This is a genomic window from Viridibacillus sp. FSL R5-0888 (assembly GCF_038009105.1).
In the GTDB taxonomy this organism is placed as follows: Bacteria; Bacillota; Bacilli; order Bacillales_A; family Planococcaceae; genus Viridibacillus; species Viridibacillus arenosi.
Map to the genome: position 1 here is coordinate 1,736,851 of NZ_JBBPAU010000001.1, position 15,357 is coordinate 1,752,207.

The 15,357-nt window shown below is 33.5% G+C and carries 17 protein-coding genes; 14 read left to right on the forward strand and 3 right to left on the reverse strand.

The window, feature by feature from the left end:
* Window positions 1-42: 42 nt before the first annotated feature.
* Complete coding sequence (locus MKY02_RS08610) at window positions 43-804, forward strand: ABC transporter ATP-binding protein (protein WP_340710980.1); 762 nt, start codon at window positions 43-45, stop codon at window positions 802-804.
* On the forward strand, window positions 805-1,554 hold the full coding sequence (locus tag MKY02_RS08615; protein ID WP_076035232.1) for an ABC transporter permease: 750 nt from the start codon (window positions 805-807) through the stop codon (window positions 1,552-1,554). It begins immediately after the preceding gene.
* 460 nt (window positions 1,555-2,014) lie between these two features.
* Here the strand turns inward: MKY02_RS08615 and MKY02_RS08620 are convergent, their stop codons facing one another.
* Together MKY02_RS08620 and MKY02_RS08625 are read right to left on the reverse strand one after the other, a co-directional pair.
* Window positions 2,015-2,866, reverse strand: coding sequence for a DegV family protein (locus MKY02_RS08620; protein WP_076035233.1), 852 nt, complete (start codon window positions 2,864-2,866; stop codon window positions 2,015-2,017).
* A gap of 469 nt (window positions 2,867-3,335) precedes the next feature.
* The gene (locus MKY02_RS08625) at window positions 3,336-3,788 is read right to left on the reverse strand and encodes a hypothetical protein (RefSeq protein ID WP_076035234.1); all 453 of its coding nucleotides are present in this window, start codon (window positions 3,786-3,788) and stop codon (window positions 3,336-3,338) included.
* Between the two features lie 967 nt (window positions 3,789-4,755).
* On the opposite strand from MKY02_RS08625, the gene MKY02_RS08630 reads away from it, so the two are divergent.
* The 10 genes from MKY02_RS08630 to MKY02_RS08675 all read left to right on the forward strand — a co-directional run bounded on the left by MKY02_RS08630 (window position 4,756) and on the right by MKY02_RS08675 (window position 12,895).
* Window positions 4,756-5,634, forward strand: coding sequence for an AraC family transcriptional regulator (locus MKY02_RS08630; RefSeq protein WP_340710981.1), 879 nt, complete (start codon window positions 4,756-4,758; stop codon window positions 5,632-5,634).
* Between the two features lie 207 nt (window positions 5,635-5,841).
* Window positions 5,842-6,135 carry a CD3324 family protein gene (locus MKY02_RS08635; RefSeq protein ID WP_038182872.1) on the forward strand — a complete coding sequence of 98 codons (294 nt, stop codon included), beginning with the start codon at window positions 5,842-5,844 and terminating at the stop codon, window positions 6,133-6,135.
* Between the two features lie 101 nt (window positions 6,136-6,236).
* Window positions 6,237-7,148 carry a GNAT family N-acetyltransferase gene (locus MKY02_RS08640; RefSeq protein ID WP_038182870.1) on the forward strand — a complete coding sequence of 304 codons (912 nt, stop codon included), beginning with the start codon at window positions 6,237-6,239 and terminating at the stop codon, window positions 7,146-7,148.
* Window positions 7,149-7,261: 113 nt separating this feature from the next.
* Window positions 7,262-7,825, forward strand: a complete 564-nt coding sequence (locus tag MKY02_RS08645; RefSeq protein ID WP_038182867.1) for a GNAT family N-acetyltransferase — start codon at window positions 7,262-7,264, stop codon at window positions 7,823-7,825.
* 85 nt (window positions 7,826-7,910) lie between these two features.
* Window positions 7,911-8,744, forward strand: coding sequence for an MBL fold metallo-hydrolase (locus MKY02_RS08650; RefSeq protein ID WP_038182864.1), 834 nt, complete (start codon window positions 7,911-7,913; stop codon window positions 8,742-8,744).
* Between the two features lie 244 nt (window positions 8,745-8,988).
* A complete protein-coding gene (locus MKY02_RS08655) occupies window positions 8,989-9,552 on the forward strand; it encodes a nucleotidyltransferase family protein (RefSeq protein WP_340708921.1) in 564 nt (187 codons plus the stop codon).
* Window positions 9,553-9,687: 135 nt separating this feature from the next.
* On the forward strand, window positions 9,688-10,134 hold the full coding sequence (locus MKY02_RS08660; protein ID WP_038182858.1) for an ASCH domain-containing protein: 447 nt from the start codon (window positions 9,688-9,690) through the stop codon (window positions 10,132-10,134).
* A 135-nt stretch (window positions 10,135-10,269) separates the two neighbouring features.
* Window positions 10,270-11,199, forward strand: a complete 930-nt coding sequence (locus MKY02_RS08665) for a GNAT family N-acetyltransferase (protein ID WP_340710982.1) — start codon at window positions 10,270-10,272, stop codon at window positions 11,197-11,199.
* A gap of 304 nt (window positions 11,200-11,503) precedes the next feature.
* Window positions 11,504-11,905: a hypothetical protein gene (locus MKY02_RS08670; RefSeq protein WP_038182856.1), complete on the forward strand. Its 402-nt coding sequence runs from the start codon at window positions 11,504-11,506 to the stop codon at window positions 11,903-11,905.
* 153 nt (window positions 11,906-12,058) lie between these two features.
* Window positions 12,059-12,895 (forward strand): DUF6612 family protein, encoded by an 837-nt coding sequence (locus MKY02_RS08675; RefSeq protein WP_340710984.1) that lies wholly within the window; start codon window positions 12,059-12,061, stop codon window positions 12,893-12,895.
* 70 nt (window positions 12,896-12,965) lie between these two features.
* Here the strand turns inward: MKY02_RS08675 and MKY02_RS08680 are convergent, their stop codons facing one another.
* A complete protein-coding gene (locus MKY02_RS08680) occupies window positions 12,966-13,343 on the reverse strand; it encodes an NUDIX hydrolase (RefSeq protein WP_051448666.1) in 378 nt (125 codons plus the stop codon).
* Between the two features lie 237 nt (window positions 13,344-13,580).
* Here MKY02_RS08680 and MKY02_RS08685 point away from each other — a divergent pair, with 237 nt between their 5' ends.
* Together MKY02_RS08685 and MKY02_RS08690 are read left to right on the forward strand one after the other, a co-directional pair.
* Window positions 13,581-14,123, forward strand: coding sequence for a DJ-1/PfpI family protein (locus tag MKY02_RS08685; RefSeq protein ID WP_038182854.1), 543 nt, complete (start codon window positions 13,581-13,583; stop codon window positions 14,121-14,123).
* A 57-nt stretch (window positions 14,124-14,180) separates the two neighbouring features.
* Window positions 14,181-15,215 (forward strand): phosphotransferase family protein, encoded by a 1,035-nt coding sequence (locus MKY02_RS08690; protein WP_038182851.1) that lies wholly within the window; start codon window positions 14,181-14,183, stop codon window positions 15,213-15,215.
* Window positions 15,216-15,357 lie beyond the last annotated feature (142 nt).

The window sequence follows — 15,357 nt, forward strand, 5'->3', positions numbered from 1 at the left end:
AATCTAGCTCCGCAAGACGCTTATTAAAAGGAGGATAAAAGTATGAGCAATGCAACGATATCTGTAAAAGGGTTAAAAAAATCCTTTAAAGACAAGGAAGTCTTAATGGGGGTGGATTTTGAGGTGCGTCGTGGCGAAATTTTCGCACTGCTTGGTTCAAATGGAGCGGGCAAGACGACGACGGTCAACATCCTCTCGACACTGATGAAGGCCGATGGCGGTGAAGTAGGTATTTGCGGCTTTGACGTCAAGCGACAACCGGATCATGTTCGCCAGAGCATCAGCCTGACAGGGCAATTCTCAGCTTTAGACGGCATGCTCACCGGGCGGGAAAACCTGATGATGATCGCCAAGTTGCGGGGAGTTCCCAATCCTGCTCAAGTCGCCGACAATCTGCTTGCAAGATTCAGCCTGACCGATGCGGCCAACCGCCGGGCCGACAAATATTCCGGCGGGATGAAGCGCCGGCTTGACATCGCCATGAGCCTGATCGGTACGCCAGCAGTTATTTTTCTCGACGAACCGACGACAGGGCTTGACCCCGAAGCGCGGATTGAAGTCTGGGATACTGTCAAGGAGCTTGCCGGCGGCGGCACGACCATCTTGCTGACGACACAGTACCTGGAGGAAGCCGAACAACTGGCGGATCGTATCGCCATCCTGCATGGTGGAAAAATCATCACGACCGGTACCCTTACCGAACTTAAAGAGATGTTCCCGCCAGCGAAAGTGGAATACTTCGAGAAGCAACCGACATTGGAGGAAATTTTCCTCGCGATCATTGGCAAAAAGGAGGAGATGTAAATGAAAAGCAAAACAGGGGTATTACTAGGGCGTTTAATGCGCAACATCATGCGCAGCCCGGATACGATTATCACGGTGGCGATTACGCCGATTATGATGATGCTGCTGTTTGTCTACGTATTTGGAGGTGCAATAGAGACAGGTACGGACAACTACGTCAATTATTTATTGCCTGGAATCTTGCTGATGGCTATCGCATCCGGCGTTGCTTACACTTCCGTGCGGCTGTTTACGGATGTAAAGAGCGGGCTGATGGCGCGTTTCATTACCATGCCCATCAAGCGCTCGTCTGTATTATGGGCTCACGTTTTGACCTCGCTTGTTTCCAATGCGCTTACTGTCGTGGTGGTTATCCTCTTCGCGATCTTGATGGGCTTTCGGTCCAGCGCTGATATCCTGGATTGGCTCGCCGTAGTTGGGATCCTCGCGATGTTTACGCTAGCGCTGACATGGCTGGCTGTCATTCCAGGATTGACAGCGAAATCTATGGAAGGGGCAACAGCCTACTCGTACCCGTTGATTTTCTTACCGTTTATTAGTTCGGCCTTTGTTCCCACAGAAACCATGCCTAAAATTGTCCGTGCGTTCGCTGAGAACCAGCCCGTGACTTCAATTGTGAATGCGATTCGTGCCCTTTTGTATGAAGGGTCTGTTGGCAACGGAATCTGGATCGCGCTTGCCTGGTGCGTCGGCATCACGGTTATCTCTTACTTCTTCGCCAGTAATGCATTTAAACGTCAGTTAGGATAAGTACACCATCGGTTCGGTGTCTCGTAGCAACTAAATCTTCCGAATTAAAATATATGTTTGGAAAATGCAAGGAAAAATTTTCAGTTATTTAATTATTTGTCATGTTCTCATGGTAACTATTGTCTATAAAACACCTTCATGTTATTCAACAATCGGGCGCAATTCTGGAATAAGAATTGTGCTTTTATTTTTATATTTGACCATTTCATGAAATAGGACTTTAAAAAAAGGACTTAAAAAGGTTTATTAGTGTGAGATTGTGAAGAAATGTACTTAAACTAACGGGGGCTTTAGTTGAACAAGGAACTGACAGAGGTAGGTACTTTTTGTTGGTTGAAACTTCCTTATTAATGTAAATCCGCATTTTCATGACGCTATGCCTAAAAAAAATGGTATAAAACAAAAGGCTTCTTCTTATCGATGAAGCCTTTTTAGATTTTCAATATACTGTATACAAGATTTAAACTTCTAATCCTGCAATCCCAAATCCTCCAGGACCAGAATGAGTAGAAATCATAGCACCGGCTTGAATCCAAGTTGTATTTTTGAATCCAGTTTCATTTGCAATTTCATTTATCCGTTGCTTGATATTTCCACTGAGTCCGATTGAGTATATAAAATAAATTTGTTGTCTATCAATGTCATATTGATTTAAATAATCACGCATTAATTTTTCAGCAACATTGCTCATATTTCCACGATATTTTTTAGTTGAAACAAGCTTTCCTTCTACTAATTCAATGCATGGTTTTATTTTCAACAAAGCACCTCCGAGATAAGCTAAATTACTTACTCGTCCACCTGCTCTTAAAAAATCTAAGCTACCAGGAATGAAAGCAAGCCTTGATTTAGGAACCTTTGATTCAATTTTTTCTATTAAGTGAACAGGATCAATCCTAGGTTCTTTCTCTAGCAAAGTAACAGCATACATCACAACTGCAGTTAATCCACCTGTAACGTTCAAAGCATCAATTAAAAAAAGATCCTTTAAATCTTCCGCTGCTATTAACGCATTTTGAAAGGAAGCAGATGCCTTTGACGTATAACCAATATGAATAATGACACTATCAGGAAAATCCTTTCTAATTTTCTTGAAAAACTCATTATACTCATGGACATTAGTGGCAGATGTAGATGGTATCTTTTTTGTGCGATCATAAAAATCATAAATTTCATTTACGGATAGATGACCGTCTAAATAATCCTGACCATCCATGATTACATGCATCGGTATCACTTGTACATCATGTTTGTCCGCTAAAACTTCCGGTAAATCGGCCCCGCTCTCAGTCGATAAAATAATTCTTCTCACTGTACATCTCCTCCAACTTATATTCTATTAGTGCTTAGCTTTTAAAATTCACTCTAACTATACATTAAAAATGTAGGATATATGTTGAAATGATTTAAACTTGTAAAGTAATTGTAGATTTGAAATAATGATGCGATGGTTTTAAATAATGATTGATAATTTATATTAAAGTTTGAGTAAAACTTAAGGTTGAAATTGGCGAATACAGTATTATCAGTGGTTTGATTCGCCTTTTTAATCAATCTTTTTTATAAAGGTAAAATTTAGGTGAGTTATTAAATCAAGCTTTGCAGAATACTTTTGATCAATCTTTATTTCAAACCAACAGATAAAATTAGTAAGTGAATTAGAACGATAAAAGCCTACATCCCGATTAAGGATGTAGGCTTTTATTGAAATAAATATTATTGAATTACTTTAAATGTATAAGTTATTTTTTATCACTCGATTGAGTGGTTTAAAACATCTATTATTTATATCCCCATGGTGCCCATGACAAATCATAGGTAATTTTCTTTTTTGTTCCTTGATTCACCAGGTGAAATCTATATCCATCATTATCCGAGAATTTTGGAGACTCAAACTTGGTAGTTCCGTTTTTCTTAGCGTTAATAGTTTTGATTGTCTTCCAACTTCCCTTATTATTTTTCTTAATTTGTATGTATACTTTGTAAGTTCCACTTGCGGAGCTACTAGATTTAATAGAACCATTAAGTAAAGCAATTTTTGAAGTGCTACTCCACTTCTCGTAGTAATTTTTTGAATCTACATAGTTAGTAAAATAGCCACTTTTATATTTAAATACCTCAAAGCCAGCAGCTTCCGTTTGTTTTGGCGCTACACTTGTAGTAGTGACCCCACCTACAAGTAATACTGAAGCCATTCCCAATGACACTAGTACTTTTTTGATTCTTTTTTTCATATGTATTCCCTACCTTTCTAATTTTAGACATTATTATTCTAACACAACTACACAATATAATATATATTTCATATCTATTATAATTATTTGATGGATACAAATATTTATAAATAGTTTTTTATTGTTTTTCATAGATTTTCACAAAGTAAAAAAAGCCTCTATATAGGACGACCTTTTTGACTACATTCGATGAGTTTCTTCAATTTCATTTGTGTAATTTAGTTTAATAAACTCTTTTACATCTTAAATAATCCATCACACGGATAGTATTTTTCAAAAAAATTTATATATATATACTGTCAACAATTATTGCTTTGTTTGGAATTTTAGTGAATTACGAAACAACATGGGCTGTTGCTCTCTTTTAACTTTCACCCTTTCTTAACTATACGGACATTGGTATATTCTTACATATATTATATAGGATAAAGAAAAGATGGTATGAAAATCCAATTCAAACTATCTTTTTTAAACAAGCGGTTTGGCTTTATTTCAAAAATGCAGTGAAGGGCGAAGTGAAGCTTAAGTTTTTTCCTATATCAATAGCTAACTAAGGGGAATTAGTTTCGTAGGCTACTTATTTTTAATCTATGTGGATAGAGGGAAAGCTAAACATAAAAATTAAAAGGGGGGGAATCTTCATTATTCGCTAACCGAATTAAACAACATTATTATTTGTTAAAGTAACAATTTTAAAGCAACTAACCGATTTTTCATAAACTATAATATCCTCCTAGCGTTTAAAGAACACCGAATAATCAAATGGAAATTATTTAAAGGGAAGATAATGTTTTTATCGAATTTAGGTGTAACGGAATAATAAATTCGATAAAAACAGTCTTAATGATTTTTAAATACTGTACAATTTTTTGCTGAACAGTTAATAAACAAACGGGCAGTAAACTTTAGCAAGATTTATCAAAAAAATATTCTCTATATTCGGTATGATGATTTTGAGGTGAGCAAGATGTATTACAGCGAAGTAACTCAAAAAACAATTTCTTATATTGAAAGCAATCTGACGGAAGAGATTCAACTTGATACTTTCCCATCAGTTATCGGATATTCGAAGTATCATTTACTTCGGATTTTTAAACAAAAAACAGGGAAATCAATTGGCGAATATATCCGTTTACGTAGGACTGCGATGGCTGCATTGATACTATTGCACTCAGATGAATCAATTTTAACGATTGCTTTACTATTTCAATTTCAATCTCAAGAGGCGTTTACAAGAGCATTTAAAGATGTTTACTCTTTGCCACCAGGGAAATATCGAAAGCTTATGCAGGCTGTACGAATGATGGAGGAGGAGAAAAAAATGAATAAAAGTGAACAAATTACAGGCTGGAGCTTAAGCGGATCTAATCCAGAGTTGTATGATTTCGTAGTGGACGGAGATGTATTTCATACAGGAACAAAATCAGGTTTACTCTTTGCAATAGGGGAAGCAAACGCTCAGCAGTTTGCCACAATTATGCAAGGTTTCCAAGCAAATAATTATAAAGGGAAACGTCTAAAGCTTTCATGTTATTTAAAAACAGAAAGCGTTTTAAAATGCGGTGCATGGCTTCGGATTGATAACACTACTGGCGATACTATTCAATTTGATAATATGGATAACCGCTCCATTCAAGGCACAACAGATTGGAATCACTATTCAATTATTCTAGATGTTCCAGAAGAAAGTGCTTCTATTCACTTTGGTGTATTACTTATTGGAACGGGGAAAGTATGGGCTGATGGATTTTGTTTTGAAGAAGTGAATGAAAAAGTAGCTACGACAAATATGCTTACACAGGAGCATTTGCCAAAACAACCGAGTAATTTGGATTTTAGTGAGTAGTTCATGTTCAGCTTTTTCACTGTAAAATGTGGTATGATATGACATATACTTGAAACAGTAATGTAAGCAATACAACATAAGGAGGGATGCATTTTATGAGAAGAGGTACTATTAATTTTGCATAGTAAAGGCTATTGCAAAATATTATAAACAAAATAATAGCCTTTGCTATTCCTAAAAGAACTATTAAAATTTAGGAGTGCAAAAATGAGCTATAAAAGAGCAAATAATCTTCTGCCAGCAGAGCTAGTAGAGTTAATACAGAAATATGTCGATGGTGAATATATTTATATCCCAAGAAGAGAAGAAAATAAAAAGTCTTGGGGATCAGGTACTGCTACAAGGAGAGAATTGGATTTAAGGAATTCTAATATTTACAACGATTTCTTATCGGGAATAGATACAACTACTTTAGCAGAAAAATATTATTTATCTTCAAAAAGTATCCAAAGAATCATACTAAAAGAAAAGAAAGCAAATAATAAGTCAATGTGGTTATAAACTACATTGGCTTATTTTCATTTATGAAAAAAGGATGAGGTATTTTCCAGTTATGTAGTTAAGTTATACTTTATTTAGATAGAAATCAGGAGGAAATTCAAATGAAGAACGTAATGATTAACGGCAAAAACTATAAATTGATTTCCCGCTACCAGGATGATAATGAACTACGAAACAGTTTTAATTTGCTAACTAAACAAACTTATAATTTCGATTTTGAAAAGTGGTATAAAAGTGGTTATTGGAAAGAGAATTGTATTTTGTATTCACTGTTAGACAACGATAAAATGGTTTCTCATATTACAGTCAGTGTCATTGATTTTATCGTCTTAGGGGAGAAAAAACGATTTGTTCAGTTGGGTACAGTAATGACAGATGAACAATACCGCAACCAAGGCCTAAGCCGAGTGCTAATGGATACGGTTATAGAGGAGTGGGAAAATAAATGTGATATGTTCTATCTTTTCGCTAATGACAGTGTTCTTGATTTTTATCCTAAGTTCGGATTTATATCTGTTGATGAATATCAAGCTTCAAAACAAATTTCAATAATTGAAAGTCCTTATTCTGTCCGAAAAATGGACATCGATAATGTTATCGATCTTAATCTGCTTTATGAAACAGCAAAGAATGCTGCAGCACAATTTGCACTTTCAATGGTGGATAACGCTGGGCTAGTCATGTTCTATTGTAACTATTTTGAATTGTTCAGTTTTAAGTATAATCTTTTCTATATACAAGACTTAAATGCAATTGCTGTAGCAGATTATGAAGAAGATACATTGATTCTATATGATATTTTGGCAACCAAGAAAATAGAAATTGAAAATGTACTAAATGCCTTGGCAACAGAACAGACAAAGAGAGCTATACTGAATTTTATGCCTATCAACAGTGAAAACTATGAAGTAAGTCTTTATAAAGAAGAGGATTCTACACTTATGGTAATGGGGGATAAAGAAAAACTATTTAAAAATAACAAGTTGATGTTTCCAATGTTATCACATACATGAAAAAATGATTTGATCTACTCGGCCCTTGATTTAACGCATTCAGAAGATGATTTAACCTATTCGAACATATAGCACAAAGTTTTAACCAATTAGCATTTTATGGGGGAATAAAAATGGATTTTGCAAAAATATTAAAAGAGTTTCCAGTAATAGAAACTCAAAAAATTCGTTTAAGGAAATTAAGATTGGAAGATGCTCCTGCATTATTAAAATATTATTCAAATGAAAATGTATATCGAAATCTTGATTGGAATGGACCAGAAACAATAGAAAGAAGTTATGAAGTTATCAAACTATGGAACAAAGGTTATGATGCAGGTTGGATTATTCGTTTTGCAATTGCAGACAAAGTCACAGATGAAATTATAGGAACAATATTTTTAAGTGAATTTGAAGGGAAAAGGGCTGAAATTGGTTATGAACTATCAGAGCAATATTGGCGTCGTGGAATAATGGCCGAAGCAGTACATGAGGTTTTATCAATAGGATTTGACCATTTAGGCTTAGTAAGAATTCAAGCCTTTGTTAGTGATGAAAATATAGCATCAAAGGTGTTATTAAAAAAATTCAACTTCAAAGAAGAAGGTTACTTAAGGAAGTTTGAATGCCATAGTGTTACTGGAGAATGTAAAAACATGTGGTTATATAGTTTGTTAAATACAGAGTTTCAGAACTGAGAGGTGATTGTATATACATCTCAGCATATTTCGACTGAATTTGTTACGCAAAGACTTCAATAAAAAATTAGGAGTAGTGATAATAATGTTAGAAAAAATAACTGATAGAATCTATTATATGAAAAATAGTGATGAAACGGATAGACCCGTGTTAGGACTTGTGATAGGTGACGACTTTTGTTTAATTGTTGATGCAGGAAATTCTCCCAAACATGCAAATGAATTCAAAATAGAAATAGATAAAATGGGCCTGCCATCGGTGAAGTTTTTGGTGTTAACACATCATCACTGGGATCATACTTTTGGTTTAAAAGAATGGGATTTGATTTCAATTGCAAATATCAAAACAAGTAATTATTTGAAAATGTATCAAGGTATTAAATATGATGAAAAATCATTAGAATTAGCAAAAGCTAAAGGTGTTTTTAATGATTTTTCAATAGAATGTATTAAGGCAGAAATTACGGATAGAGAGAATTTTTCACCTAAAAATGTGAATCTATCTTTTGATGGTGAAATGAAAATTGACTTAGGTGGGGTTACATGTGAGATACGCCAAATTGTAAGTCCACATACGGATGATTCAACAATTTTATATATACCTGAAGAGAAGACTTTATTTTTAGGTGACTGTATTTATGGGCGAACAATACAGGGAAGCAACCATTTTGATGCTAAACAACTATTTCCGATGATACAAATAATCGAAGAGTATGACGCTGACTACTATATATGTTCTCATGAGTCAGTTTGCAGTAGAGAAGAAATAGTATCCTATTGGGAGCAATTAAATATTAGTTTTGCTATTTCTGAAAAATGTTCAAGCTTAGAAGAGGGAGTAGTAGCATACAAAAAGCAGTTTGATATAGAACCTTCAAATGATATGGTCTTTTTCATGAAAAGCTTCGGACTTAGATAAATCCATGTTTTCATTTACCTTTTTCCAAAACGCTTTTTTACTAACGTTTATATAGATAATTTAATCATGTTTTAAAATTTTGAATCTCTCATTATATTTCTGTATTTGACATAGAAGGATTTTATTAGCAATAATTAACTGTGTATTTCAACTGATGAAACATTCAATTAACTCATTGAAAAACTGCAATTACTAGAATAGAATATTTCCGATTATTAAAATATAGAAAGGTAGTGTATTCTCATTGGTTTTACAAAATGAACTTGGTCTTATAGAAGCGATAAAAAAAGATAAATGGATGATGGAGATTTTACAAGCTGTAGAACAGTTGAATTTGCCAGACTGTTGGGTTTGTGCTGGCTTTGTTCGGAGTAAGGCTTGGGATCTACTGCATAACTATGGTGAAAGAACGCCATTAGCAGATATTGATGTCATTTACTTCAATGCTGAAGAGGTAGATGAACAAATAGAAAAAAGTCTCGAGCAGCAATTATTAAGTATGAAGCCTGACGAGCCTTGGTCGGTGAAAAATCAAGCAAGAATGCATGTGATAAATGGAGTTGCACCTTACATTTCTTCTAAAGATGGAATCGCTCACTTTTCAGAAATTCCAACTGCTATTGGTATACGCTTAAATAATTCTAAAGTTGAGTTATGTGCTCCATACGGAGTAGAGGATTTGTTATCTTGTGTAGTAAAACCAACTCCAGAATTCAAGAAAGGCATGCCTATGCATGATATTTATGTAAGAAGAATTGAGACAAAGAACTGGGATAAGATTTGGCCTAAATTGAAGTTGAAATTCTGAATCCAACTACTTTATGAAGAATAAATATTTTATTAACGATTCCCATATTATACTGCTTCGAGCATAAGTAAAGAGTCTTCACACTATAGATGAAAATAAAATCAGATCAATAAAGAAGGTATAGGAGGTTCTAAAATGAATAAAGAAGCACAAACGTATTGGAACGAATATTGGGGAGAACAGAATAAGCCAACATCAGTAAGTACTTGGAAGTTCGGTGACACGGCTGATAGGCTAGCCGAACAAGTAGTTAGTGGAGAGAAAACAGCAACATGTTCTGGTCATGCTTTCTATGAGTTGAAAAATATGCCGTTACCTATGATTAATGACTACGGGGTTATTTTGAATAGCGAAGAGCAACCTGTTGCAATTGTCAAAACAGTTGAAGTTTCATTAGTACCTATGAATGAGGTAACTGAAGAATTTGCAATTGCTGAAGGTGATGGTACATATGAGAAATGGAAAGATATACATGTAAATTTCTTCAGTTCAGAATTACAAAAATACGGTTTAACATTTACAGAGGATATGCTTCTTGTATGTGAGAGATTTAAACTCATCGATATAAAAAATAGATTATGATGCTTCGATTTATTAGAATTTTAGATTTCGAATAAGATGTTTGGAATAGAAATTATGGTGATTCATTATTACTTTCATAATTCTTTCTATCTTTCTAAAATAAAAATGGTTATTTTCAAAAAGGAGCACATTTATATGTCCGCATTAACGATAGAAAAAGCAACAATGAATGATGCAAAGATTTTAACTGAAATTATGAAGAAAACTTTTGACAGAGAAGCGAAAAAGTGGTTGTCAGAAGAGGAAGCCTATGCAGATTATAATATTCAACCTCCAGGATATGCATCTATAGAAATGAACAAATATATGATTAAAGAGTTGAATTATTATAAGGTTATTATAGATGAAATCATTGTTGGAGGTATTATTGTTACAGTATCGGGGAGATCTTTTGGGAGAATTGACCGTATATTCATAGACCCTATTTATCAAGGTAAAGGATTTGGTTCAAGAGCGATAAGTTTAGTGGAAAAAGAGTTTTATGATGTAAGGAAATGGGAACTTGAAACGTCTAGCCGGCAAATCAATAATCATTACTTTTACAAAAAGAAGGGGTATGAAAAAACCTTCGAAACGAAAGATGAATACTATTATACAAAGCAAATAAAAATACCTGTTGAAGAAGAAAATATAGTTGAAAATAAAGAACTTTCAAGAATACAGTACGACAATTGTGATATGTCTAAAGCGGAATATTATCAAGTAAATTTAAAAGGCAGTTCATTTAGTAATAGTAATTTGATGAATAGCTATATTAGCAATTGCAATCTTAGCCATTCAAAATTTCAAAATATAAATTTTAGAAATTCACTTATTGCGGATTTAAATCTTGCAAACAGCGAAATCCTTTTGGCTTCTTTAGGAGGAGTTCATTTTAAAGACACAGATCTTGGAAAAGAAAATAATCCTATATTATTTGAGAGATGTGATTTGAAAGGAAGCAAATTGAGTCATTGCAATCTCAAAGATGTAGAAATACAGAATAGCGAAATCACAGGTATGAAAATAGATAACATCCTAGTCGAAGAACTGCTCGAAGCTTACTATCAAGTGATTAAAGGGTAATTATCAAATGGTATTGATGAAATTAAAACGAACATTTTTTAACTAATTCACATATAATGCAAAATGTGTTTTTTATAGCTGATTAAAGTGTTTTGAATTTAATACCCTTTTGTATATACACTATGTTGTAAAAAAATGAAGTTAGGCAAATAAATACTAAATTTCCAGAAGAATTTCTTTCGGTGTATGATAAACTTAATCTAACTAATGTAGAAAATTAGGCAAAATCACTCTAGAGTATGTGCCGTTTCATTAGACATTGTATTGAGTTATTTGAATATATGTCTGAAAGGAATTGATCATGATGTTGTCACAAAAACTATTCGTAGCGACTTTAACTGCCTTGTTCACTTTTTTTATTCTTCCATTATTTTTTATTGAAGTAAATGCTAATGACTATTTCATCATTGGATTTGTTGTCAGTTCAGTAACAATTCCATTCATTTTCACATTTGGATTACTTTCCTCAATGTTTATTGAAAATTTTTGTTACAAATATCATCTAAAGAAAATCATAAGTTTTCTGCTTCACATCGTTAGTGGCGTAATATGTTTAATGATTTTCGCAGTCTATAATTTCATTGCAGGTGGTTCACCTGAAGGATATATTCAAACGGGATTAATGATTGCATTGTTATGTGTAACAGTTTTCTTTTGTATTGATATTGTCATGAAGAAAATATCAAAAAGAGCGGATTCACTATAATTATACTAAAATATTCTTATATACATAAAATAGTAAAATATGAAACTTTTTATTCTTAGATTCGTACTATACTATTAATAGATAAATTTAACAAAATTTCCTTTAAGGATTAAAGTTAATATCTATTTAAAAGTTAAAAGGTGGGGTTTATTAATGAAAAAATGGTTTTTGCCATTCGTCATGCTTCTAGTAGTGGGCGTACTTGGCGCATGTAATGCAAATGAAAAGGTCGGAGATTCAGATGTAACTGCGAAAGAACTTTATGAGAAAACTTTAAAACAGCAAGAATCTCTAAAAAGCTATTCTGCAAATGGTGATATCAAGCAAAGCATGGTATTTAAAGACGGTGAAGAAGATATGTCGATTGATCTGGTTAGTGATATGAAAATGGATATCATTGCTGATCCACTAAGTTCATATTTTACTTCAACAACTAAGATGCAAGATGTTGGTGCGGAAGAAGCAATGGATATTAAAATGGAAGGGTATATGACAGATAAAGGCTTCTATATGAAAGAATCAACAGTGAATCAATGGATGAAGATGCCAAAAGAGCAATATGATCTAGTTTTAGGTTCTTATAAAGAGCAATCTGATCCTTCAGAACAACTGAAAAAACTTAGTGAATTTGTAGAGGACTTTAAAGTTGATACGGAAGGTGACAAATACGTGTTAACTTTAAAAGCTGAAGGTGAGAAATTTACAAAGTTCATTAAAACTGAAGTAGAAGCTCAACTTGAGCAAATGGCACAAGGTGCTGAAAAACCAGCAATTGATGACATGAAATTTGATGATGTTGAGTATGTAATCTACATTAACAAAGATGACTACAATATCGAGCATATGAAAACAATTATGAATATGACGATGAAAGTAGAAGGCAATGAAATGAAGATGAAAACAGACACTGACTTAAAACTGAGCAACTTCAATAGTGTTAAACCGATTACAGTACCAAAAGAAGTAACTGAAAAAGCACAAGAAATGTAATAGAAACCGGTTGTAGCTGAAAAGCTATGACCGGTTTTTTTGTCCATAGTGTCTCAATGTTAAGAATGATTTAGACAGTTCTGTTCAATTTGATTTCAAACTCAGGATCTGTGATATATTCCATATATTTAATATTTCCATCGAAATTCAAATAAGCTTCATAACGAGTTCGAAAAGCAGTTTTCGTAAAATACTCCAGTACTGTATCCTTAGCAACCCAGCAGCTTTCTGATGTTTCTTCTGAAATAGCTAACTCCCCACCAACTGGTTTGCACCTATAATCTAGCATTAATTTTGTAGGAACGTCAGTGATACCGTCGTACCATTTATGAGTGCTTGTATTTGAATAAACACCGATTAAGTTTGATACAGTAATGTCAATTCCACTTTCTTCTTTTACTACTCTAATTAATGCATCCACAGCAACAATATGAGTTGGCATTTCCATTTTTTTCGCCTCCATATGTAATAAATATAATACTTATAAATTCTACATTTTGAGTATATATGAACGTTTACATATGTGTAAAATTTTATAAAAAGTTATAAATTAGATAATATGATAAAATTATGTATAAAGCTTAAGTAATACTTCTGTTATTCTCCTTTTATATTAGTAATATCATTTAGTGAAAAACAAGATTTTAGAACTTTTAGAGAAACTTGAAAAAGAGGTGAATATTCTATGAAAAAAACGGCGGTTTTATTATATCCACAATTTAGCGAGTATGAATTGACGACTGCTTTATCCATTCTAATGCAAGGTGGAAAATCAATTTCTGTAATTGCACTAACAAAGGAAGGAGTAAAAGGGGAGGCAGGTCTAACTTGTGTTGCTGATGAAACAATAGATCAAGTAAACTACCAAGAATTTGATAGTCTATTACTTACTGGATGTATGGACATTGCAAGTGTTGTTGAAAATGAAAAATATATAGAGTTTGTTCAAAAGATTGCTAACCAAGCAAACTTTGTTATTGCAAGTATTTCAAGTTCCCCGATGTTACTAGCAAAAGCAGGATTATTAAAAGGAAAAAAATACACAGTTGGATTGTTGGCAGAACATAGAGAACAATGCGGATTATTTGATGATGCGAACTATGTAGAAGATCTAGTGGTTCAAGATGGAAATGTAATAACAGCTTGGGGTTCTGGATTTATTCAGTGGGGAGCACTATTTGGTAAGGTGGTTAAAGTTGAATTTGAAGAGGCATGGTATAGAGATTAAAATATTTTTTCAGAATATTAATTTCACATCCAATTCAAATACTATGGGGGCTAATTTATGACAACAAAAATTCTTTTCGCTTCAAATAAATTAGGTGTTATTACGAATGAGCAATTACAACAAATGCTTAATCAACACAATTTAGGTAAACTTATTTCCTCTAAAAAAACTGATAATGGTGCAATGGGTCAGACAATGTTTGTTCATTCCTCTAAAGGTGAGTTTGTTTTAAAAGGGAATCCACTATTTCCTGGGCAATTTGAGGAGGAACATTTTTTTGTGAATAACATTTCGGGAATTAGTGATGTACCTGTTCCCACGCCGTATTTCATTGGTGCAACTAATTCGTATTTTAGTTGGAGTTATGCTATTATGCCACGACTAAAAGGTAAGCATTTGAACGATATAGAAGTAGCGGATAAGTTAATGAGTGAAGATAAAATACAGATTGCAGAAAGTATGGCGAACACGCTATTGCAATTACATAGTTGGAAAGTAGATGTATGCGGAGAATTTAATCCTAACACGAAGAACTTAAGTGAATTTAAAGAGGGTTTTACAATTTGGCTTTTTAATAGAATTCGTTATTGGGTGGAGGATGCAAAAAAATATTCTAAAATAACACTAGGTGATGTGAACTGGGTAGAAAACGTCCTACAAGAATCTCTTGATGCTTTTGATCAATTTGATACACCAACATTTGTTATGGGTGATTTTAAGCCTGGTAATTTTTTGATTCTGTATGAAGGGCACGAGTGGAAAATAAGTGGAGTATTTGATTTTACCAATGCCTATTTTGGTGACCCTTTAGCTGATTTGATAAAAATGTTAACAATGTATATAGATCATAACGAATTAGATGTGGCGAAGCATTTTTTTAAGATATATATGACTAGAACTGATGAAAAAGAGCAAATCATACAACGTTTAAAAGTACATATGCTTATGCAAAGAACATTAGATTGGGGCTGTGCAAAAGCTATCGGTGCAGTTACTTGGGATGAGGATATGTCATTTTCTGTTTGGGTAGAACATTATTTGAAAACGATGGAGGAGCTTATTAGAGAGATTGAACAATGGGAGTTTATATAATCAGTATTACCAGTTACTTTTCATTGTTAGGAAGTATGATGAAAAAATTAAGAACGACGCCAAATAGCAGCAATAGTCCAATTAATAAAGTCTGCTGCTATGACAGCTTTTCTTGTTCAATTGCCGAAGGCTTTTTAGGAAA